The organism is Pseudomonas sp. B33.4 (genome assembly GCF_034555375.1).
Classification (GTDB): domain Bacteria; phylum Pseudomonadota; class Gammaproteobacteria; order Pseudomonadales; family Pseudomonadaceae; genus Aquipseudomonas.
In genome coordinates, this window is the sequence record NZ_CP140706.1 from 4959938 (window position 1) to 4982296 (window position 22359).

The 22359-nt window shown below is 57.1% G+C and carries 24 protein-coding genes; 16 read left to right on the forward strand and 8 right to left on the reverse strand.

Features of this window, described 5'->3' with window-relative positions; genetic code table 11:
- Window positions 1-27 precede the first annotated feature (27 nt).
- Window positions 28-1983, reverse strand: coding sequence for an acetate--CoA ligase (gene acs / locus U6037_RS21835; protein WP_034153332.1), 1956 nt, complete (start codon window positions 1981-1983; stop codon window positions 28-30).
- Between the two features lie 450 nt (window positions 1984-2433).
- Between acs and U6037_RS21840 the strand changes: the two genes are divergently transcribed.
- The 5 genes from U6037_RS21840 (at window position 2434) to U6037_RS21860 (ending at window position 7387) form a co-directional block, all read left to right on the forward strand.
- Window positions 2434-2694, forward strand: coding sequence for a DUF2790 domain-containing protein (locus U6037_RS21840; protein ID WP_322844489.1), 261 nt, complete (start codon window positions 2434-2436; stop codon window positions 2692-2694).
- A gap of 564 nt (window positions 2695-3258) precedes the next feature.
- Entirely contained in the window at window positions 3259-4509 is a 1251-nt protein-coding gene (locus U6037_RS21845) for a ribonucleotide-diphosphate reductase subunit beta (protein ID WP_064119947.1), read from the forward strand.
- 348 nt (window positions 4510-4857) lie between these two features.
- Window positions 4858-5391 carry a Bro-N domain-containing protein gene (locus U6037_RS21850; RefSeq protein WP_322844490.1) on the forward strand — a complete coding sequence of 178 codons (534 nt, stop codon included), beginning with the start codon at window positions 4858-4860 and terminating at the stop codon, window positions 5389-5391.
- A gap of 113 nt (window positions 5392-5504) precedes the next feature.
- A complete protein-coding gene (locus U6037_RS21855; protein WP_322844491.1) occupies window positions 5505-6239 on the forward strand; it encodes an HNH endonuclease in 735 nt (244 codons plus the stop codon).
- A 161-nt stretch (window positions 6240-6400) separates the two neighbouring features.
- On the forward strand, window positions 6401-7387 hold the full coding sequence (locus U6037_RS21860; RefSeq protein ID WP_322844492.1) for a hypothetical protein: 987 nt from the start codon (window positions 6401-6403) through the stop codon (window positions 7385-7387).
- A gap of 3 nt (window positions 7388-7390) precedes the next feature.
- Here U6037_RS21860 and U6037_RS21865 read toward each other — a convergent pair whose 3' ends face one another.
- From U6037_RS21865 to U6037_RS21875, 3 genes are all read right to left on the reverse strand, one after another.
- Entirely contained in the window at window positions 7391-8539 is a 1149-nt protein-coding gene (locus U6037_RS21865) for a hypothetical protein (protein WP_322844493.1), read from the reverse strand.
- 86 nt (window positions 8540-8625) lie between these two features.
- Entirely contained in the window at window positions 8626-9345 is a 720-nt protein-coding gene (locus U6037_RS21870; protein ID WP_322844494.1) for a DUF6933 domain-containing protein, read from the reverse strand.
- Window positions 9346-9422: 77 nt separating this feature from the next.
- Window positions 9423-10238 (reverse strand): sulfite exporter TauE/SafE family protein, encoded by an 816-nt coding sequence (locus U6037_RS21875; protein ID WP_322844495.1) that lies wholly within the window; start codon window positions 10236-10238, stop codon window positions 9423-9425.
- 112 nt (window positions 10239-10350) lie between these two features.
- On the opposite strand from U6037_RS21875, the gene U6037_RS21880 reads away from it, so the two are divergent.
- From U6037_RS21880 to U6037_RS21895, 4 genes are all read left to right on the forward strand, one after another.
- Window positions 10351-11118, forward strand: a complete 768-nt coding sequence (locus U6037_RS21880; protein ID WP_322844496.1) for a helix-turn-helix transcriptional regulator — start codon at window positions 10351-10353, stop codon at window positions 11116-11118.
- Between the two features lie 93 nt (window positions 11119-11211).
- On the forward strand, window positions 11212-11529 hold the full coding sequence (locus U6037_RS21885) for an XRE family transcriptional regulator (protein WP_322844497.1): 318 nt from the start codon (window positions 11212-11214) through the stop codon (window positions 11527-11529).
- A 99-nt stretch (window positions 11530-11628) separates the two neighbouring features.
- Window positions 11629-11940, forward strand: coding sequence for a type II toxin-antitoxin system RelE/ParE family toxin (locus U6037_RS21890; RefSeq protein ID WP_198431069.1), 312 nt, complete (start codon window positions 11629-11631; stop codon window positions 11938-11940).
- Window positions 11927-12247 carry a helix-turn-helix domain-containing protein gene (locus tag U6037_RS21895; protein WP_095048140.1) on the forward strand — a complete coding sequence of 107 codons (321 nt, stop codon included), beginning with the start codon at window positions 11927-11929 and terminating at the stop codon, window positions 12245-12247. Before U6037_RS21890 ends, U6037_RS21895 begins: the two co-directional genes overlap by 14 nt.
- 11 nt (window positions 12248-12258) lie before the next feature.
- On the opposite strand, the gene U6037_RS21900 is transcribed toward U6037_RS21895, so the two are convergent.
- Window positions 12259-13314: an MBL fold metallo-hydrolase gene (locus tag U6037_RS21900; protein WP_322844498.1), complete on the reverse strand. Its 1056-nt coding sequence runs from the start codon at window positions 13312-13314 to the stop codon at window positions 12259-12261.
- A 215-nt stretch (window positions 13315-13529) separates the two neighbouring features.
- Here U6037_RS21900 and U6037_RS21905 point away from each other — a divergent pair, with 215 nt between their 5' ends.
- The 3 genes from U6037_RS21905 to U6037_RS21915 all read left to right on the forward strand — a co-directional run bounded on the left by U6037_RS21905 (window position 13530) and on the right by U6037_RS21915 (window position 16872).
- Window positions 13530-14138, forward strand: coding sequence for a TetR/AcrR family transcriptional regulator (locus U6037_RS21905; protein WP_322844499.1), 609 nt, complete (start codon window positions 13530-13532; stop codon window positions 14136-14138).
- 156 nt (window positions 14139-14294) lie between these two features.
- Window positions 14295-15362 carry a diguanylate cyclase gene (locus U6037_RS21910; protein WP_322847354.1) on the forward strand — a complete coding sequence of 356 codons (1068 nt, stop codon included), beginning with the start codon at window positions 14295-14297 and terminating at the stop codon, window positions 15360-15362.
- Window positions 15363-15552: 190 nt separating this feature from the next.
- Entirely contained in the window at window positions 15553-16872 is a 1320-nt protein-coding gene (locus U6037_RS21915) for a PAS domain-containing methyl-accepting chemotaxis protein (RefSeq protein WP_322844500.1), read from the forward strand.
- A gap of 170 nt (window positions 16873-17042) precedes the next feature.
- Here the strand turns inward: U6037_RS21915 and U6037_RS21920 are convergent, their stop codons facing one another.
- Entirely contained in the window at window positions 17043-17984 is a 942-nt protein-coding gene (locus U6037_RS21920; protein WP_322844501.1) for a LysR family transcriptional regulator, read from the reverse strand.
- A gap of 15 nt (window positions 17985-17999) precedes the next feature.
- Here U6037_RS21920 and U6037_RS21925 point away from each other — a divergent pair, with 15 nt between their 5' ends.
- Window positions 18000-18704 carry a CTP synthase gene (locus U6037_RS21925; protein ID WP_322844502.1) on the forward strand — a complete coding sequence of 235 codons (705 nt, stop codon included), beginning with the start codon at window positions 18000-18002 and terminating at the stop codon, window positions 18702-18704.
- A complete protein-coding gene (locus U6037_RS21930) occupies window positions 18704-19009 on the forward strand; it encodes an antibiotic biosynthesis monooxygenase (RefSeq protein ID WP_322844503.1) in 306 nt (101 codons plus the stop codon). The genes U6037_RS21925 and U6037_RS21930 overlap by 1 nt, the downstream gene beginning before the upstream one ends.
- Window positions 19010-19080: 71 nt before the next feature.
- Here the strand turns inward: U6037_RS21930 and U6037_RS21935 are convergent, their stop codons facing one another.
- Window positions 19081-19407 carry a DUF2025 family protein gene (locus U6037_RS21935; protein WP_322844504.1) on the reverse strand — a complete coding sequence of 109 codons (327 nt, stop codon included), beginning with the start codon at window positions 19405-19407 and terminating at the stop codon, window positions 19081-19083.
- Window positions 19408-19628: 221 nt separating this feature from the next.
- On the opposite strand from U6037_RS21935, the gene U6037_RS21940 reads away from it, so the two are divergent.
- Window positions 19629-20756 (forward strand): glycerophosphodiester phosphodiesterase, encoded by a 1128-nt coding sequence (locus U6037_RS21940; protein ID WP_322844505.1) that lies wholly within the window; start codon window positions 19629-19631, stop codon window positions 20754-20756.
- A complete protein-coding gene (locus U6037_RS21945; protein ID WP_322844506.1) occupies window positions 20757-21440 on the forward strand; it encodes a helix-turn-helix domain-containing protein in 684 nt (227 codons plus the stop codon).
- Window position 21441: 1 nt separating this feature from the next.
- Here the strand turns inward: U6037_RS21945 and U6037_RS21950 are convergent, their stop codons facing one another.
- Window positions 21442-22320, reverse strand: coding sequence for a sterol desaturase family protein (locus tag U6037_RS21950; RefSeq protein ID WP_322844507.1), 879 nt, complete (start codon window positions 22318-22320; stop codon window positions 21442-21444).
- Window positions 22321-22359: the final 39 nt, after the last annotated feature.

Genomic DNA, 22359 nt, shown 5'->3' on the forward strand with positions numbered 1-22359 from the left:
CCGGACAGGGCTTCTGTGAATCATTACTTAAGCAACATTCATGGTCTTGTGCGTATCAATCAAATGCTGCACCACACCCGGATCCGCCAGCGTCGAGATATCCCCCAACCCATCGTATTCCGCCGTGGCAATCTTGCGCAGAATGCGGCGCATGATCTTGCCCGAACGGGTCTTCGGCAGCCCCGGCGCCCACTGGATCACGTCCGGCGAAGCAATCGGCCCGATCTCTTTACGCACCCAGTTCTTTAGCTCCAGACGCAGTTGCTCGGTCGGCTCCTCGCCATTCTTCAACGTGACATAGACATAAATGCCCTGCCCCTTGATGTCATGCGGCACACCCACCACCGCCGCTTCAGCGACTTTAGGGTGAGCAACCATTGCGCTCTCGATCTCGGCCGTGCCCATGCGGTGACCGGACACGTTGAGCACGTCATCGACACGCCCGGTGATCCAGTAGTAACCATCGGCATCACGACGTGCGCCGTCACCGGTGAAGTACATGCCACGGAAAGTCTTGAAGTAGGTATCAACGAAACGGTCATGGTCGCCATACAGCGTGCGCGCCTGACCTGGCCACGAATCGAGAATCACCAGATTGCCTTCAGCCTCGCCCTCGATGATGTTACCGAGGTTATCGACCAGCGCCGGCACCACACCAAAGAACGGACGCGCCGCCGAACCCGGCTTCAGCGCATGCGCACCCGGCAGCGGGCTCATCATGTTGCCGCCAGTCTCGGTCTGCCACCAGGTATCAACGATCGGGCAACGCGACTTGCCGACATTCTTGTAGTACCAGTCCCAGGCTTCCGGGTTGATCGGCTCGCCGACCGAACCGAGCAGACGCAGGCTGCTGCCATCCGCACCTTCAACCGCGGCCTGACCCGAGGCCATCATTGCGCGAATCGCAGTCGGCGCGGTGTAGAGGATGTTGACCTTGTGCTTGTCGACAATCTTCGCCACCCGGGTGATGTCCGGGTAGTTCGGCACGCCTTCGAACAGCAGCGTGGTCGCGCCGTTGGCCAGCGGGCCGTAGACGATGTAGCTGTGGCCGGTGACCCAGCCGACGTCGGCGGTGCACCAGTAAACCTCGCCCGGACGGTAGTCGAACACGCGCTCGTGGGTCATCGCCGCGTATAGCAGATAACCGCCGGTGGTGTGTTGCACGCCCTTCGGCTTGCCGGTGGAGCCGGAGGTATAAAGGATGAACAGCGCTTCTTCCGCGCCCATCTCTTTCGGCGCGCAAACGGTGCCCGCCACTTTCATCAGGTCTTCGTACCAGATGTCGCGATGCTGGTTCCACTTGATGTCGCCACCGGTGCGCTTGCAGACGATGACTTTCTGGATGCTGCTGGTTTCCGGGTTGGTCAGCGCGTCGTCGACGTTGGCCTTGAGGGAAATCTTCTTGCCGGCGCGAATGCCTTCGTCAGCGGTGATCACCACTTTCGATTTGCAGTCGATGATGCGACCGGCCAGAGCTTCCGGCGAGAAACCGCCGAACACCACCGAGTGAATCGCGCCGATCCGGGTGCAGGCCAGCATGGCGACCACGGCTTCGGGAATCATCGGCATATAAATGGTCACCACGTCGCCACGGTGCACGTCCTGACCACGCAGGGCGTTGGCGAGTTTGCACACTTGTTCGTGCAGTTCGCGGTAGGTGATGTTGCGGCTCTCGGAAGGATCGTCGCCTTCCCAGATGATCGCGACTTGATCGCCGCGCTCGGCCAGATGACGGTCGAGGCAGTTGTAGGAAACGTTCAGGGTGCCGTCGGCAAACCACTTGATGTCGACATGGTGATCGTCGAACGACGTCTGTTTCACCGTGGTGAAAGGTTTGATCCAGTCGAGACGCTGGGCTTGCTCGCGCCAGAAGCCGTCAGGGTTGACGACCGACTGCTGGTACATGGCTTTGTAGGTCGCCTCGTCAGTCAGCGTGTTAGCCAGAACCTCGGGACGAACGGGATACAGAGAAGCCGCACTCATCTTTCCTACCTCGGTGTAATAGTTGTTTTTGTATGACCCCGTTGTAACGGGGCGGGGGCCATAGAACCATTCGACGATGGTAGTAACAAGCCCTCCCCCACCCACGAAGCCCCTGTAGGAGCTGCCGAAGGCTGCGATCTTTTGACTTTGATCTTTAGGTGCAAGATCAAAAGATCGCAGCCTTCGGCAGCTCCTACATAGGGATTGAGGGGGGATTTCGGGGATTGTTACCAAATCTGCCAAAGGTGTTTATCAAAACCCGCTCTGTTTACCCCCGCCCCACCTCCCTAGAATTCACCTCGCCGACAAGGCAAACGCGATTAACAACGTTACAGCCCCCACGAAGGCCGTTAATCCAGCTCTCAAGTAATAACAGCAAACGATGAAGTTACACACGCAACCCCATAAAGGTTGCGTGACCCCACTCGACCTCAAAAAGGTAAAATTGAAATGAAAGCTTTATTGGTTCTGGCCCTCAGCAGTCTGTGCGCAACCGCCATGGCAGATGAGGCCCCGACTGATGTCGCACAGCAACAACCGGTGATCGAGGAATACACTTACTCCACCCACCTGGACATCGCCAACGTTGTATCGATAAGTGAAATTCCCAACGTCTGCGAAGTAGTACCGGCAAAAATGGAGTACGACGACTCCAAAGGTCAGCGCCACATCCTGCGTTACAGTGTCATGGGCAACGGCTGCACCAATTGATGATTCGAGACTGCACCGAATTGGATCTCTCAGCGCTTCATTGAGGGTCGATTCCAGCCCGACTTCGGTCGGGCTCAGTTGTGTCTGGAGTCGTTGAAAAGGGTTGCAAAACACAAGATATAGTGAAAAACGCGGTTTTTTGCTCATTTCTTGAGCAACCAAAGCCCGGCGAAAAAATTAATCAAAAAAAAATCTAACGGGCCAACATCGGCGAAAGCCCTGTAAACCCTCGCTCCGACTCAAATCCCCCTCCCGTTCGACCGCCCTGCGCGCTTTCGCCCTCCCCCACGAGCACAATTTTTTCCCTATAATGCCGCCCTAATCGGGTCAGCAATATTCCCTTACAGGGATCAAAAGCCATTCTGAAGCCCCGCAGACGCGTTCAACGCGAACTGCGCCCGTCAGAGGCTCTCGGAAACCCGTACAAAATTCTGTTTGATGCCTGCGTTTAGCTGCTGCAAAGAACGATTCCTTTAGATCCAACGCGGTCTGTACGACCGTGTGAAAAACCAACCAATCAGGTTTCACACGGGCGACAGGCCCTCACGCAGGAGACGACACGTCATGCTGAGCTGGGACGAATTCGACAAAGAAGACAGTGAAGTAGCAGCAGTGAAAGGCGCCAACGCCGGCCACGCTACTGAAGCCAACATGGACCGCCTCGACAACGCTGGCGGTGCCGCCGCAATCGAAGCCCGCGCCGTGACCGCCGACGACTCCGCCGCTGTCGCCCGCGCCAAGGCTGCACTGAACTCCCTCGACGTTGCCGAAGGCCTCGCCGAACTCGAAGGCGCCTCCGCCCGTGTCGCCGTTGACGAAAAGCGCATGATCAACTGCCGCGCCGACCTCAACCAACTCGTGCCATTCAAGTACGACTGGGCCTGGCAGAAGTACCTGGACGGTTGCGCAAACCACTGGATGCCGCAAGAAGTCAACATGACCGCCGACATCGCCCTCTGGAAAGACCCGGAAGGCCTGACCGACGACGAGCGCCGCATCGTCATGCGCAACCTCGGCTTCTTCTCCACCGCCGACTCCCTGGTTGCCAACAACCTGGTACTGGCCGTGTACCGCCTGATCACCAACCCGGAATGCCGCCAGTACATCCTGCGCCAGGCTTTCGAAGAAGCGATCCACACCCACGCCTACCAGTACTGCATCGAATCGCTGGCCATGGATGAAGGCGAGATCTTCAACATGTACCACGAGATCCCATCGGTCGCCAAAAAGGCAGCCTGGGGCCTGAAATACACCCGTTCGATTTCCGATCCGAAGTTCGAAACCGGCACCCCGGACACCGACAAAGAGTTGCTGCGCAACCTGATCGCTTACTACTGCGTTCTGGAAGGCATCTTCTTCTACTGCGGCTTCACCCAGATCCTCTCCATGGGCCGCCGCAACAAAATGACCGGCGTCGCCGAGCAGTTCCAATACATCCTGCGCGACGAATCCATGCACCTGAACTTCGGCATCGACGTGATCAACCAGATCAAAATCGAAAACCCGCATTTGTGGGATGCCGAAATGAAGGAAGAAGCGACCCAGATGATTCTGCAGGGTACGCAGCTGGAGATCGAATACGCGCGTGACACCATGCCTCGCGGGGTGTTGGGTATGAATGCGGCGATGATGGAGGACTATCTGAAGTTCATCGCTAACCGTCGTTTGAGCCAGATTGGTTTGAAGGAAGAGTATCCAGGGACGACTAACCCGTTCCCTTGGATGAGCGAGATTATGGACTTGAAGAAAGAGAAGAATTTCTTTGAGACTCGCGTGATCGAATACCAAACTGGTGGTGCGCTGAGCTGGGACTAATGGTCTCGCTCGGCACGATTTGACGATTGCTGCCTGAGTCGGCAAGTCGAGAAAGCAAAAAGCCCCGATCTGATCGGGGCTTTTTTATGGGCGATCGGTAATCTTATTTACGCTTACGTCACAGCGTTCAATCTCCTACAGCACTTACAGTCGCTTCCCATTGAAGCGTGCTGCGAGCGCTACTAAGCTCTATCGCAGGTGCCTAAGAAACGCCCAACGTAGAAAGCTTGGTCAGTGACACAGACGTGTAATTCGTCGGTGGCAACTGCTCTGCTCGTTGGGATTTCTTAAGTCCGCTCTACGTTGGGGTCAGGCCCTCCAAAAATCCAAAACGTAGAGGTCATAAATATGTCTGATCCATGCTCGGTAACTGTTTTCTCTCGCCACAACCTTTCTCTACATGCCCTCCTAATAGAAAACCAGCCTTGGTTCTCCGCTCGTGACTTCGGCCGCTTGATGGGTTTCCATCTGAATGATCGGGTAGTCAACAAGCTGGATGGCGATCAGCGCCGCGTCATGTGGATTGAGTACTTTCGAGAACCCGAACAGCAGTTGATGCTCAGTGAATCCGGGGTATATGCACTGTTGGTGTATCACTACGTACCGGGGAATCGGTTGTTGCGAGAGTGGTTGACCAATGAGGTAGTGCCAACCTTGCGGGATGCTGCAGATTCAGGAGATTCGAACCGGCCAATGTTGAGCTTGTTGGATTGGCCGGAGATGTCTTTGAGTTTGCTGCATTGGCAGGATGAGGGGTGGATTCGCCTGCGGGATATGCCTTACCTGTTAAACGATAAAAACCCACGACGAGCTCCTCTAGAGAAACCCTGGTGGCGAAGGGTCACGCAGGTGTTTCATTCTTCGAAGCACTCGATGGGCTAGAGATAGGTTTGTAGGAATGCGCAAGATTCGTCGCTCTTTTCTGTAGGAATTTTCGTAGACAGCAGTAATGGCCACTCAGTATCGTCCGAGGGTTTTCAACCCTCGGCGATTTTATGAGCGACAAGAAAAAAGACACTGACTGGACTGTTGCTGAGATTGAGGCAGCGGTTGATGCCTACCTGAAAATGTTTGAGCTTGAGCGAATCGGCCAAAAATTCAACAAGGCACATGAGAATCGCGTACTGCGTGCATCTGCCCTACACAACCGCACTGAAGGCTCGGTTGAATTCCGCATGCAGAACATCTCTGCCGTTTTATTAAGAATGCATAGGGAATACATCAAAGGGTACAAGCCAGCTAGAAACGTTGGGACTAATGTTGAGCCAGCCATCCGGGCAGTATTGATTGCCAAAGGGGTAACGCTTGGGGATCCAACGGTTGCGACTGCGGATGAAGAAGCACTAGAGCAGAGAGCTCTGGCGCTAGAGAAACTGCCTCTTGAAGACGAACCTGCGGGGATTGTGAAGCCGAAGCGCGCTCCCGCCCAAAGCACTGCATTTATACGTGATCCGAAGGTTAGAGCCTGGGTCCGTCAGAAAGCCAAAGGGATATGTGAAGGGTGCGGTGAACCGGCGCCGTTCACTAAAAATGACTCGCCTTACCTTGAAGTTCATCACGTGAAGCATTTGGCGAATAAGGGTTCTGATCGAATCAGCAATGCTGTAGCGCTTTGTCCGAACTGTCATCGGCGCTGCCATCACTCGAATGACAGCAAAGAGTTCACCGAGTCGCTTTATGCCAGGGTCGAACGGTTGAAGCGTGAGTACCCGAACCGCAAAACTATGTGACGAGGGAGCTTGCGCTCTCTCGGTCGTGAAATCTGGATGATGCCACCAATCGCCAGCACGCCGGCTCCCACAAACCCGCATCATCCTGAAAACAATCAGTGCAACCCGCGCCACCTCCCGCTATTAATACCCCTCCCCCACTCAAGGATCCGAGCCCCACCATGAAATTCGATCTCGCCTACTGCCTCAGCCTCGACGACAAGTTGTCGATCTATGACGTTCGCGATCTCAATTTCGATGAGACGGTGGCGTTTGACTCGGCGAAGGAACACTTCCAATGCCCCAACGATGCCTGTCGTTCGGCGTTCGAGGCGTCCAACGAGTTGGGCACGTTCAACGCCAAGAATGTGAATTACGTACGCACGCCGCACTTCAAGAATCTGCCCACTACGCAGCATGTGGCGGGTTGTCCGTATGTGAGTTTGAAGGCGTCGGCGTCTGGCGTTGAGACGGCGGATGGCGAAGCGGATGACGGTCGTGAGGAACACTTTCCATCGGAGTTGTTGCTGACCCGGCGTGAGTATGTGCGCAAGCCTGTCGCGCCAGCGGGGGCGGCGGATGTGTTGCGCGATGATCCGGTGCGGGTGGCGGCGGACGGTGGTAAAGAGTCGGCGGGTCGTGAATCGGCCCCGGACAAGACCAGTGTGTTCGCGCATCCGGTGGAGTGTTTCGTTTCCAACTTCGCGGACAAGGAGTTGCTTAAGCGGATGCCGTTGAAGGTCGGCGAGCATACGGCGCCGTACAGTTCGTTCTTCAAGAAGATTGAATATCTGACGGACAACAAGGGGCTGATTTACTGGGGGCGGATCAAGAAGATCGAGGACTTCCACAGTGCCAGTTTTCGCATCGACTTCGAAGACAAGGTCTGGTTCAAGAAGCCCGAGGACAGTAAGAAGAAGCCGTATCCGGTCAGCGTTTATCTGAACAAGAAGCTGATCGACAACTACCGCAAGCGCAAGGCGTTTCTGGAAGAGATCAAGCACGCGGTGGATAGCGATAAGGCGTTGTTCTGTTTCTTCTATGGGGTGACGCCGGAGTTGAAGCAGGTGCCCGGCAAGAAGAACCCCGAAAAGCCTTTCGAGGTCTTCAATGCCAATATCGAGAACCTGGATCACTTCATTATTCGTGAAGCGCCGGGTCTGGAGTGACGGTTAGCCTTGGGGCAGTTGTAGGTTGACGGCGCCGGGGTGTTGTTTGACGAGGGAGTACGGCAGGATCGACCACTCTGGTTCATCGCAACCACGTTGTACGCGCGGGAAGTACGGTCCCAGGTAAATGCCCTTGGCAGTGAAGTGCCAATTCAAAACACTCCAGACATTTTCATCGGTGTAATCACAGCTGTCCTCATCACCGTCGGCTGGTTTCTTCATTTCGTTGGGATACAGCGTTGTGAATTGTTTGATCAGCCACGGCGCCAACACGTCGCTCTGATTGCTGGCGCTTGCTCCAGTCGAAGTATTCTCGCGCTCGCCAACCCACAACACGTCTTGCAGCTTTATGTCTTGGCCCGTGTGAACATTGAGGTTGACGGGGGAGTTACTGACATCGGGGTGTGCGCCACCACAGTCATACCCGGTGTTGATGTTCAGACTGACCACATCCGGCGACAGGAACGTGGGCGCGACACTCTGATACTGCTCGGCATTTTCGCCACCTTGCAGCATGCAGGCGTGGTAGCTGATGACCTCTTGCCAGAGTCGCTCAAGCAATAGCTGGTTGATGCGTAGTTGATCTTGCGCTGGGTAGCCGGAGGCCACGCTGAACAGTGAAACTTTCGACTCAGGTTCGACCCACCACTGCAGGTTATAACCCATGAAACTTTCAGTCTTCGCGGGTTTGAGTTTGAGTCCCTGTAAGCGCAAATACTCGTAGGGTTCGCTCTTCGGCAGCGTGGCAATGAAAGGCAAAGTCGTTGATGTCGGCGCTGGAAGTTTGGCTTCGGCAAGTTTCACCGGCAACTTCTTGCCCTTCGGACTTTGCCACTCGCCCTGCCAGCCATCGCCGGTCTCTTCCAGCTTCAGCGTAGGCAGCGGCTTTTCATCACCGTAACGATTGTTGCCCTCGGTCAGGCTCAGTGTGCTGCCCTGAAACAAACCGCTGAGAGGTAAATCGCGATGATACTTCTCGTAGAAATAGCGACCAGTCACTTCGTCCGGCTGCGTGGTGTTGAGCTCCACGACAATCGGTGTCTTACCCAGCGTACCGTTAAACACGCGCCGACCATCTTCAGCATGAGCAGTGGAAATCAGTGTGAACAGCGCCGCGGCATATGGCGCCAGGCGCATCAGTCCCTTGAGCATGAATCAATCCTTGAAGGAGTCGGTGGTCGCGTCGGCACACAGGCGCCGACGCTGAAAAATACGCTGCGGATTATGGCGGGGGTGGCTTAACTATTCGAGTGTTCTTGCTCGTACTTTTTAAGCCAGGCTTCGTGCTCAAGGGCCGCAATTTCCCGAGCCATTTGTTGGCGACGTTCCTTGGCAGTATGAAGCTGGACGTCATCGAGAAAGCAGTAGTGACGCAACCAGTGAAGCGCCATTTCCTCATCCGGAAAGTAGTAAGACTTGGCGCCCTTGCTGTTCCTGGGCGTGTCATTCATTTGCTCGTCGAATACCATCGCTGTGATGTCATCCGGTGGCAAAGACCCCGTATGGGCGACCTTGTCCTGGAACATCCATGCAATCTCATCAATGTGTTTTTGCGCGCTGCGATGGCTACGTCGATAGAACCGTTGATGCTCACAAGTCTGTTTCAGCCGCGCCAACATCAACTCCGGGTTAAGCCACTGCCCGAGGTCATGATGATGTGCGTTGATCACTATCCCCTTGACCCAACGATCCACAAATCGATCAACAAAGTCTTCTGTGTCAGCCTTTTTCGCATCAGCGAAAATCAGGCAATAGCGGGTCTGGACGTGAATGACCAGCAACACATGCTTGCGTTGTACCGTTATCGCGTGCACCAGCCACTGCTCGTCAGCGCCGCTCGACTCATCATCTTCAATGATGGAGGACGGCGGATTAGCATCCACCGGCGTGATCTTTTTGCCCTTGTGAACACGGCTGAAGAATTTGCTGGCGGCTTCGGTGCAATTGAAGATCAACATCCGGGTTCTCTCGTAGTTGCTGGAGGACGGCGCTCAATTACCGATTTTGATTTCTTCCGCTGTAGCCTGGCAATGGTTCATTTAAGCGAAATGCACAGCAGCACAATAATCAGCAACCCGATATAAACCCAGGCATGCACCCGATCCGGGATCCGCCCAATCCATGGCGCGGCCAATCGAATCCCGATGAGCGAGCCAACCGTCAGCACCGCAAACGCGAGCAGATCCACATACCCGACAAACCACGCGCCCAGTTCAGCCTGACTGAACCCGGCCAACGCCATGTACGTCAGCGTCCCAGCCACTGCGACCGGCACACTCAACGGATTGGCCATGGACGTCGCTTGCGACATGCTCAATCCACAACGGCGCAACAACGGCACGGTCATGACGCTGCCTCCTACACCGAGAAACGTCGCGATGGCGCCGATGCCTACACCACCTGCGGAAGTTTCCGTGACGCCAAGTCGGCGTGGGATGACGTCTGGGTTCTGAGTGAGAAAGCCGCGTCGCAGCAGGCAATCGACGATGGTCACGCCGAGGTAGGCGATGAATGCGTAGCGAATCACGTCGCCGCTGACCCACACCGCCGCTATTGCACCAACGACCGCACCTACGCCGATAAACCCTCCCAACGGCCACAGGTAATGACGGATGAGGTTGCCGGCGCGGCGGTGTTTGTCGGTGGCGATCAGGGCGTTGACGATCATCACGCAGGTCGAAGTGGCGACGGCGATGTGCATCGCCGATTGGCCGATCGGGTCGTCGGCGCCGTGGCTGGCGGTGAGCAGGCGATACAGCAGAGGCACCACGACGAAGCCGCCGCCGAAGCCGAACAGCACGGCGGTAATGCCGGTCAGGCAACCGAAGAGGGTCAGCAGTAAATAGAACATGTCGAGGCGTCCGTGGTGGGAGAGCGCTCGACGATAGAACGGCATCGCTTGGCCTGCTTCAGCAAGTCAGCCAATAATGTTTGCGTTTACGCCAACCACCGGGAAACGTCTGATGCGCAATGTTTCGATCAATCTGCTGGATGACACTCCGCGCGCGGTGGTGGCGATCGGTACGGATTATTCCCACGGTCACTTGCTGCCTTTTCACACGCATCGACGGGCGCAATTGTTATACGGCGCGACCGGTGTGATGCAGGTCCGCACCCATGACGGCAACTGGGTTGTGCCGCCGCAGCGGGCGGTGTGGATTCCGCCGGGGGTGGCGCATGAGGTGTTGATGCTTGGGGTCAGCACTCGCAGTGTGTATATCGAGCCGGACGCAGTGGATTTGGGCGAGCGCTGCCAAGTAGTCAGTGTGTCGCCGCTGATGCGGCATTTACTGATGGAGGCGGTGGAGGTGCCGCTAGCCTATGACCTGGGCGGACGCGATGGCGTGTTGATCGATCTGTTGCTGCACGAATTGACGCGCAGTGCGCCGCTGCCGTTGCACATCCCGCTACCGACTGACGGAAAGCTCCTGTCTCTGTGTCAGACCTTTCTGCATCAGCCGTACGCCCACCAATCACCACAGCAGTGGGCCGACCAATTACACATAAGCTTGCGCACCTTCAACAGACTTTTCCGTCAGCAGACCGGGCTGAGCTTCAGAGAATGGCGGCAGCAGGCTTGCGTGGTTTTGGCGCTGGCGCGCTTGGCCTCGGGTGAAGCGGTGACGCGCATCGCGCTGGACTTCGGTTATGAGAGCCCGGCGGCGTTCTCGACGATGTTCCGGCGGATCCTCGGTCAGGCACCGTCCGTCTGGTTGGAGGCGGCGAATTAGCGCAAATCAAAAAATGCGTTTGATCCCGGCCGAAAACAACTGTACAAAAACACAGTACATTTTCAATCAGCACTCTTGAGCCCGGAGCACACCATGGCCTCTCTTGCGATGAACCACATCCTCGAACGCATTGCCCTTTTCCAGTTCACCCCGACGCACTGCGTCCAGGCCCGAGCGATGCTGGGCTGGAGCGTGGAACAGCTATCGCGGGAGGCTGAGATTTCGGTTGAAGACATTCATCGTTTTGAAGCGCAGCAGGATGTCGCGGATGCGGCGCGACTGGCGTTGGCTTATCGGTTCGAGGCACAGGGGCTGGTGTTCTTTCCCGGGTTTGCACCGGGGCGTAGTGCCAGTGTTCAGGGCGTGTCGTCGGAAGCGATGGGGCGTGGGGATTTTGCGATGGCTGATTGAGAGAACGAGTTGATCTTTATTCCTAAATAGGTATATTTTCGCATGAGTGCAAGGAAGCCGCTCTTGTGGGTCTGCAGTAGCAAGAAAGATCTCAAGCAGATGCCCACAGACGTACAGGATGTTTTTGGTTATGCACTGGATTTGGCCCAGAGTGGTTTGAAGCATCCGGATGCAAAACCCCTGAAAGGGTTTGGAGGCGCAGGTGTACTGGAGCTGATCGAAAACTTCGACACCAACACCTACCGTGCCATCTATACGGTTCGTTTCGGCAGTGCCATTTATGTATTGCACTGCTTTCAAAAGAAGTCGACTACCGGAATCAAAACGGCTCAGTCCGATGTTGATCTGATACGAAACCGCCTTCGAGCCGCTCAGGATCACGCGAAAGGATCAGAAAATGATAGAAATTGAAAAGGGTAGCGGGAACGTCTACCAAGACCTCGAACTGCCCAATGCCAGTGAAATGCAGGTTAAGTCGCAGCTCGCGGCGAAGATCGGCGAGATCATCAAGGCTCGCCATCTCACTCAGATTCAGGCGTCTGAAATCCTTGGATTATCCCAGCCAAAACTTTCCGAAATGCTGCGGGGTAAATTTCGAGGGATCAGTGAAGCCAAAATGATGGAATGTCTTTCGCATCTTGGGCGAGACGTGCAGATCGTAGTGAAATCGGCCCCCCGATCACGGAAAGAAGGCCGAATTGAAGTGGTGTTTGCTTAACCTGAAACTTATTACGCGCTCTGCACCACCGCCTCACTCTCCCCTTCAACCGCCAACCACCACGCCTCCCCGCGTTGCGGCTGAGCGATATTAAACGCCTCACCCATCTGCGGCGTGGTAATGGAAATACTGCGTTCCCACGCCAGTGCCAGAATCCGGTCGAACGGTTCGTGCCAGGCGTGCATCGCCAAGTCGAAGGTGCCGTTGTGGATCGGGAAGAGCCAGCGGCCCTTGAGGTCGATGTGCGCTTGCAAGGTTTCTTCGGGCTGCATGTGCACGTGTGGCCATTCGACGTTGTAGGCGCCGGTTTCCATCAGGGTCAGGTCGAACGGGCCGTATTGTTCGCCGATGCGTTTGAAGCCGTCGAAGTAGCCGCTGTCGCCGCTGAAGAAAATTCGCGTGTCGCCGTCGATCATCACCCAGGACGCCCACAGGGTGCTGTTGCCGTCGAAGAGGCCACGGCCGGAGAAGTGCTGCGACGGTGTGGCGACGAAACGGATGCCGGCAATCTCGGCGCCCTGCCACCAATCGTACTGGCGAACTTTGCTGGCATCGATGCCCCATTTGATCAGGGTGTCGCCGACGCCCAGCGGGGTCAGGAACAGGTTGGTTTTGGCGGCCAGCCTGAGCACGGCCTGGTAATCGAGGTGGTCGTAATGGTTGTGCGACAGAATCACCGCTTCGATCGGCGGCAACTGGTCGATGCTGATCGGTGGCTGGTGGAAGCGTTTCGGTCCGGCCCACTGCACCGGCGATGCGCGCTCGGCGAAGACTGGGTCGGTGATAAAGAATTTGTCGCGCAGTTTCAGCAGCAGGGTCGAATGACCTAGGCGATAGACGCTGTGGTTGGGCGCCGCCAACAACGCTTCTCGAGTCAACGCCTGCACCGGGATCGGCGCTGCGGGCCGGGTGTTGCGCGGTTTGTGGAAAATCATGTTCCACATGATCCGCAGCATTTTGCGTAGGCCTTCGCGTTGCACGGGTGCGTGATTGCGAAACAGCCCCTGATTTTGCCGCGAGGCTTCAGGCGTGGATGTGTTATCCGGGATAGAAACAGGATTGGCCATGACTGAATGACTCCAGAAAAACCGCGCAATTCACGGTTTTTCCACGGTGGGACGATAAATGGCCAAAGCTGCACGCATAGGCCGAACTGCTGTTTTTTAGGTTGCGAGGATTAACGCAACATTACACTGAACGGTGTAGTTTCTAGGTTGCATCAAAGCGGATGACAAGTAAACTGCCAAGTGTAATTTCATCTTTTCTCTGCCGAAGCGTACTTATGACAGCTCCACAGCGCCTCACCGACCGTAAACGCGAAGCCATTATTCAGGCGGCGATTGCCGAATTCCGCTCCAACGGTTTCGAAGTCACCAGCATGGACAAGATCGCTGCCACCGCCGGTGTGTCGAAGCGCACGGTGTACAATCACTTCCCTAGTAAAGAAGAGCTTTTCGCCGAAATTCTCAACCAGTTATGGGCACGAATCAGCGCCGAGCAATCGGTGACCTACGGCCGCGATCAGCCATTGCGTGAGCAGTTACTGAAGATGCTGCAGGCCAAGGTGCAGTTGATGGCCGACGAGAACTTCCTGACCTTGGCACGCGTGGCGATTGCCGCCACGATCCATTCGCCGGAGTGTGCGCAGAACATGGTCGAGCGTATGGGTGAACGTGAGGAGGGTCTGACTGTTTGGATTCGCGCCGCACAGGCAGATGGCCGACTGAAGCCGGTCGATCCGGAGTTCGCCGCGCACCAGGTGCAAGGCTTGCTCAAGACCTTTGCCTTCTGGCCACAGATGTCGATGGGCCGCGCCGCTCTTGATATCGATATGCAAAACACCGTCGCCGAATCGGCGCTGGAAATGTTTTTGGCCCACTATCAGCTCTAAATCGCCCCTCTCCTGCGCGAGCCACCGATTAAATGGCTCGGAAGGACACTGATTATTCCCGTTGGAATAAATGACAATGTCCGACAATCGACCGACGAACGGTTAGCCTGAGAAAATACTGCAAAGTATTTCAGGATGAATTTCGCGCAGGGCATCATGGAAAACCAACGCGGCAAAGGCTTGTCATTCGCCAAACGCATTTACCTGCCCAGGGCCATCGGTCTGGGAATCGGTTTCTTCAGCGTCGGTGCTGCGTTGTATCCGTTGAATATGCCCGGCTGGATCTGGGCAATGTTGATCTTCAATGGCTTTGTCTGGCCGCATCTGGCTTATCAGATCTCCACGCGTTCGGCTTTCCCGTATCAGGCTGAACGGCGCAATTTGCTCTACGACTCGCTGTGCGGCGGTTTCTGGGCGGCGTGTTTCCAATTCAATCCGCTGACCACCGTAACCATCCTGTCGATGATGACCATGAACAACGTCGCCGCCGGTGGCTATCGGTTGTTCGTATTCGGCGCCATCGCCCAACTCGCCGGCGTTTTGCTCGGCTGGACGATCTTCGGTTTCAAATTCAGGCTGATGATGACGCAGGCGCAAGTCTGGGCGTGCCTGCCGATGCTCACCTTGTACCCGCTGGCGCTGGGCATGGTCTGTTATCGCCTGGCGATCAAACTCTCGCAACACAAACGCACGTTGACCGCCCTCAGCCGTACCGACAGCCTGACCGGACTGCTCAACCACGGCGCCTGGAAAGACTTGCTGCATCTGAAATTTCAGCAATGCCGCCAGCACAAAACCCAAGCCACGCTGGCGTTGATCGATATCGACCATTTCAAGGAGATCAACGACAGCTTCGGGCACATCGTCGGCGATGAGGTGCTGCGGCAATTGAGTCAGGAACTCAAACGCCTGCTCGATCAGTACGAATTGGCCGGGCGCTACGGTGGTGACGAGTTCTGCGTGGTCCTGCCGACACTGCCGTTGCACAAGGCCGAAGCGCTGATGGAGCAATTGCGCGAGGCGTTACAACAGTACCGTCATCCGCAGGTGCCAGACTTGCGAGTGGGTCTGAGTATCGGTCTGGCGCGGTATCAGCCCTTGTACAAGGATGCCCTCGACTGGCTGGACGATGCCGACAAAGCGCTCTACACCGCTAAACACACGGGCCGCAACACCATCAGCGTTGCCTTGACCGGGTTAGCGACGGACAGCGCAGACGCCTAAAAAGTTATACAAACTTACAAATAATTACTTTCTTGTACAACTTTATGAAGTTTTGTATAAGTAGCCATCTGCCAGTTAAGGAATGCTGGCATTGAGCAGTCACCGCCGAATGCCGTTCGCGCATTCGGTCTGCCAGCGCGGGAATAGGGACTGAATTCTCGATCTTCCCTCCTTCCAGAGTACTGCGAGCATGTTCTTCAATCGCCACAAATCCGCCGTCGCCGATCTTCAGCGTTCCCTCACCGAACAAGCCGGCTTGCTCGACGCGATCAATCGCTCGATGGCAGTGATCGAGTTCGACCTGGATGGCGTGGTATTGCGCGCCAACGACAACTTTCTCAAGACCATGGGTTACACCGCGGAACAAGCGATCGGCCAGCCCCATCGACGCTTTTGCACCCCAGAGTTCGGGCGCAGCGCTCAATACACTGATTTGTGGTCACGCCTGAAAAACGGCCAGTTCCAGTCCGGTACGTTTGAACGGGTCAACAGCAAGGGTCAGCCGATCTGGCTCGAAGCCAGTTACAACCCGATCAAGGATGCTGCGGGCCGCGTGGTGAAAGTGGTCAAGTACGCCATGGACGTGACCGCCAAGGTGCAACAGGAAAGCGAGGCCAATGCCAAGTTGCAGGCAATTGACCGGGCGATGGCGGTCATCGAATTCAATCTCGACGGCAGTATTCTCACGGCCAACCAGAATTTTCTGACGCGCATGGGTTACACACTTACCGAACTCAAAGGTAAACATCACCGTTTGTTCTGCACACCGGAACTGATCAATAGCAGTGCCTATCAGGATTTCTGGCGGCGCTTGAATCAGGGCGAGCTTTTCCAGGGTCAGTTCGAGCGCGTGGACAAGCGCGGGCAGACCGTGTGGCTCGAGGCCAATTACAACCCGGTCTACGACGCCGCCGGGCGCTTGTGCAAAGTGGTGAAATTCGCCTCCGATGTCACCGCCCGGGTCGAGCAACACGAACAGGACGCGCGCAGTGCCAGCGCGGCGTATCACATCTCGGTGGCCACGCGAAAAGTCGCCGAGCAAGGTACGCAGGTGATCCAGCAAGCCGCCAGCGAAATGCGCGAAATCGCCGAGGACATTGCCCAATCGTCCACGTTGATTGCGCAACTGGGCGAGCGCTCCGAGCAGATCACCACCATCGTCAACACCATCCGCGCGATTGCCGACCAGACCAATCTGCTGGCGCTCAATGCTGCCATTGAAGCTGCACGCGCCGGTGAACAGGGACGCGGATTTGCTGTGGTCGCTGATGAAGTACGACAACTGGCGGCACGTACCAGCGGCTCGACGGCGGAGATTTCCAACATGATCGGTTTGATCCAGAACGAGACCCGGCAGGCCATCAAGAGCATGGAGGGCACCCGGGGTCGCGCGGCTGAAGGGGTCGATTTGGCGAATCAGGCGGGCACGGTGATCTTGCAGATTCGTGATGGCGCCAGCGAGGCGGTGGATGCGGTGAGCATGTTTGCCAATGAGCGGGCTCCAGGGTGATGCGGATTCACTCGGAATAGTCGGCGGGATCAAAGATTGTGTCTGGGCCATAAACCGAGTTGCCGCCTTCGCGAGCAGGCTCGCTCCCGCTGGACCAGGTCGACTACACGTTTTGTGTACGACCAATGAACCTGTGGGAGCGGGCATGCCCGCGAAGAGGCCAGCCCCGATCACGGCAACCGCAGCGCCCGCCCCAACTCATCGAACAGCGTCACTACCGAGCGCAACGCCCGGCAATCCGGGCGAGTCAGCAGCCACAGCGCGGTGTCGTAACCGTGCAGCGGTTCACCCAACGCCTGCAAATCATCGCCAATCAGAAAGTCCGGCAATGCCGCGACGCCGAGGCCTGCGCGGACCAGTTCAGTCACCGACAACATGCTGTTGCAGCGGTAGCCCGGGGTGACGCCGGGAAGATGCTGGCGGCGCCAGGCGATGGTCGGGTGATCGGGTAAAAAGTCGTCCGGGGCGATCCACGTCAGTGTCGTCAGATCCGATGCATCGACACTCTGCAGATACCGCGTACTGGCGCAGACCCGGTAGGAAATCTTCGCCAGTTGTCGTCCGACCAGATGCTCCGGCGGTGTGCGTGTCAGGCGCAGAGCGATGTCGGCATCGCGGCGGCTGAGGTTAGCGAAATCGTTGGAGGTGCTCAGCTCGATAGTCAGCGCTGGGTATTGGGGCATGAATTGCGCCAGCGCTGGCAGTAGTAAACCCTGCAACACCGAATCGGTACAGGTCAGGCGCACCGTGCCGCTGACCACTTCGCCGCCCTGCTCCACGCCGATACGCGCGGCTTCCAGTGCCTGTTCGGCGCGTTCGGCTTGCTCGGCCAGCGTCTGCGCGAGGGTGGTCGGTAAGTAACCGGCGCGGCTTTTTTCGAACAGATGCTGACCGAGTGCAGCTTCGAGACGGCGCACGGCGCGGAACACCGTCGACACATCGACCTTCAATAACTGCGAGGCCCGGGCCAGAGAGCCGCCTCGCACCAATGCGAGAATCAGGGCCAAGTCGGCGTAGTCGAGTTGATAGTGCGTCACTGCATTGATCACTTGGGTAAACGCCCATATTGAGTGCGTGAACGCCAATCTATAGTGAGGACCATCAATCAACAAGCGCAGGGAACCTCCATGGAAAATAGCGCCATCCGTATCGCCCTGATTGGCGACTACGATTCGCAAGTCACCGCCCACCAAGCCATTCCCGTCGCCCTCGGGCTGGTCGCCGAATACCTCAGCCAGAACGTGCAATTCGAATGGCTGCCCACTGACCAGATCCACGCCGACACACAACTCGAACGCTTCGCCGGTTTCTGGTGTGTGCCGGCCAGCCCTTACAAAAGTGAATCAGGCGCACTGCGGGCGATCCGTTTTGCCCGCGAACAGCAGCGCCCTTTCCTCGGCACCTGCGGCGGTTTTCAGCATGCTGTGCTGGAATTTTCCCGCAACGTGTTGGGCTGGGCGGATGCCGAGCATGGCGAGACCTCGCCCGATTCCGAGCGCGCGGTGCTCACGCCGTTGACTTGCTCGCTGGTCGAAGCGGTGGACAGCATTCAATTGGTGCCCGGTTCGTTGATCGCCAAGGCGTACGAAACGTCGCTGATTCGTGAAGGCTATCGCTGCCGCTTCGGTGTGAATCCGCAGTTCGAACAGCAACTGTTGGGCGATCGGTTACAAGCCGTAGGCCATGATTCGTCGGGGGATTTACGCGCGTTTGAACTCAAGGATCACCGCTTCTTTGTCGCGACGTTGTTTCAGCCGGAACGTGCGGCGCTCAAAGGGCAGATGCCGCCACTGGTGCGCGCGTTTATCGAAGCTTGTGCGGGGCGACGTTGATGGCTTCCTGCTTTGCGGTAATTTTTACCTCGACACGAACCGCAGGTGACAACGGGTATACCGAGGCGGCTGAGCGCATGGCCGCGTTGGTGAGTGAGCAGCCGGGGTTTCTGGGTGTCGAGTCAGTTCGTGGGGCGGATGGCGTGGGGATTACGGTGTCGTATTGGGAAAGCGAAGCGGCGATTCTGGCGTGGCGGCAGCACCCTGAGCATCGGCTGATTCAAGCGCGTGGGCGCTCGGAATGGTATTCGGCGTTTCATACGCGGGTGTGCAAAGTCGAACGCGAGTATCAATTCAGCCTGTGATATTGGTGGTGAACTCACCGGCCTCATCGCTGGCAAGCCAGCGATGGGGCCAGTACAGCCACTACAAAATCTCAGCCGCGCAGCAGACTGCGCACCGCCTCAATCTCCGGCACTTCAACCTTGCTCATATAAACGCGTAACGGCTCGGTGATGTTGATCCGGTCATCGATGTTCTGATCCAGCAACAACTGAAGCAACTCGCGTTTAAGCGTCATCGTCTGCGCTGTCGCCGGCGCCCAGACAAATTCATTCACAGGAATAATGCCGTCATCGGCCACGTCCATGCCGAACGAATCTTCGCTGAAGCGCACGATGTACTGACCGGTCTTGCGGTTGAGGCCGACAAATCCTTTGAGATCGTCGGCAGCCTGGCAGATGAGTTGGGAGGTGATGCGCATGGTAAACCTCACGAAAGGTGATCGATGGTTTACACGCAGGGCAACTGAGCGGCGCGCCCTCTGCCGGGACGTCTGCCGAGGGCAAGCGTACTGCAAACGGCGCCACAAAAGTGCAGGAAAAATCGCTTTTAATACGTTTATGTCGGTCTGGCGATAGCACGCAATCGATTCAGTTGTTAAAAGGTACGTCTTTGAACATGCCCTGCGAAAGGAACTCGAACATGCCCGCCACTTTCACCAAAAGCGCTCTGGTCCTGAGCCTGCTGCTCGGCCTCGGTCAGGCTCACGCCGCCAGCCAGACGGATCCTGCCGCCGTTGCTGCGGCCCACGGCATCCCGCACCCGGCGGTGATTGCTCACCGTGGTGCGTCCTTCGATGCACCGGAATCCACGGCCGCCTCCTACAAACTGGCCCGTGATCTGGGCGCCGATTACCTGGAAATGGACTTGCAGCGCAGCAAGGACGGCGTGCTGTTCGCCCTGCACGACAACAACCTGCAACGCACCACCGACGTCGCCAGCAAGTTCCCGGAGCGCAAGGACAGCCCGGCCAATGCCTTCACCATGGCCGAACTGAAAACCCTCGACGCCGGTAGCTGGTACAACAAGGCCTACCCTGATCGTGCCCGTCCGTCCTACGCCGGGCTGAAGATTCTGACCCTCGACGAAATCATCGACATCGCCCAGGCCAATCCGCAACACAAGCCTGGCTTGTACATCGAGACCAAAGAGCCGCAGCTGTTTCCCGGGATCGAGAAAGACCTCAAGGAAAAACTGCAGGATCGCGGCTGGCTGAGCCCGGCCGGTTCGAAACTGGCGAAAAGCGCGCTGGGCGTCGGTCAGGGCAAAGGCAAGGTGATATTGCAGACATTCGAGAAGAACAGCCTCGCCCTGCTGGAAAAAGAAATGCCGCAGGTGCCGAAGATCCTTCTGCTGTGGGTGGGCGAAGGCAGCATCGAGCCGAAATCCAAGGTGTCTTTTGCTGAGTCCGGCGAGAAAGACAAAAACGTTTTCTACGGCAAACAAGAGCCGAAGTCTGAAGCCGAATTCAAGCAATGGGTGGACTACGCGAAGTCGCAAGGTGCCATCGGTACCGGTCCGTCGGCGAAGCTGACCAAGGGCGGTGACCAGAGCTATTCGGATCTGGTGCAACCGTGGATGAATCAATACACCCACGATCAGGGCCTGCTGGTGCACGTCTACACCGTCGACGAGCCGGTGGACTTCGAGAAAGTCATGGCGGCAGGTGTCGACGGTATCTTCACCAACCGTGCCAGCGAACTGTTGAAGTTCTACAAACGCCCGGCCGCCGCCAGTGTCGATCAGGTGTTGAAGAACAACGGCTTCTGAGTGAGCGCAAACACCGAGTGGACAGGCCGCCTCTGGCTGGGGCACGACTATGGCCTGATCCACGGAGTGTCGGGGCGCACTGCGCCCCATAGCCACTATGCCCATCAGATCATCCTCGCCCCTGAGCGACCGGCCACGGTGTGGCTCGAGGGCGAAACCGTCAGCAGCTCTCGGCTGTTGATTGCTTCCAACGTGCGTCACGCGATTGTTGAAGCGCCGGATCCGCTGTTTAGTGTTTATGCAGAGCCGTTGCTGTTCGAAGCACCGGTGCTGCGTGATGCTGTGTTCAACGCCGAACTGTCTTTGACCGCGCTGGATATCGCGCTACGCCAATGCCCGCGCCGCTCGTTGAATGATCCGCGCATCACACGTGCACTGGCCGCCGTTGATGCCTCGCTGGGCAGCAAAGTCGCCGCCCGTTCCGTGGCCGATACGGCGAATTTGTCCCTGAGCCAATTGCAGCGATTGCTGGTCGATCAGGTCGGTTTGCCGGTGCGCAGGCTGGTGCTGTGGCGGCGTTTGCGCATGGCCATGGCGGCGATTCTCGCGGGCAGCCCGGTGACCACCGCTGCGCACGCTGCCGGGTTCGCCGATTCGGCGCACTTCTCGCGCAGCCTGAAAAAACTCTTCGGGGTCACCGCTCGCCAGGCGCTTCAACACATCGAGTTGAAGCTGTTGAGCTGATTCAGCGGCGCAGCGCCTCGGGCACTGTCGGTTCGCCAGCCAACGTTACCGTGTCAAACGGATCAAGCAATTGCGCCAGGTAATCCCTGGGAAAATCCGGGCGACTGCCAATGCCCAGATCACCCTGCCCGATCCGATACTCTTCGGTGTAGAAACCAGTGCCCAACAGCCAATCCCACACGTTGAAGAACAGACCGAAATTGACGTCACCGGCGCGCCCGTACTTCATGTGATGAAAGCGATGCAGCGGCGCCCAGGCGAAAATCCGGCGGAGGAAACCGAGGCGCATGTCGACGTTGGAATGCTGCAGCAACAATTGGATCGCGATGGCAAACGCCAGCAACGTCGACACTTGCAAAGGAATGCCCAGCACCAACAACGGCAACAGCCCCGCCGACGCTTCGAGCAACTGATGCAACGGATGCTTCATCAAGCCGTTGAAACCGTAGAGCCGTTCAACACTGTGATGCACCGCGTGTAATCGCCACAGCCACTTCACGCGATGGCTGGCGTAATGCATCAGGCTGATGCCCGCGTCGGCGATGAAAATCGCCAGGCCCAGTTGCAGCCATAACGGCCAGCCTTTTGGCCACACGCCGTCAATCGCCAGCACCGCCACCAACCCGGGCAATGCGAGCAGGCCCAGCGCATTCAACGCTTCGTTGACCAGCGCATGCAAGGTATCGCGTCGTCGATCATCCGCCGGGCGGTTCCAGACAGTCTCATAGGGCAGCAGCCATTCCGCCGTGAACGATACCGCCAGCGCTGCAACAAACAGCAGCAACAGCCATAACGTCGACCACTGCGCCAGCCACAACCCGCCACCAATAAATCCGCCCCAGAACAGCGGCGCGTACAACCGGGCAACGATACGTTTCATGAGCACCTCCATTGATTGAAGCCACAGCATGAAATGTCG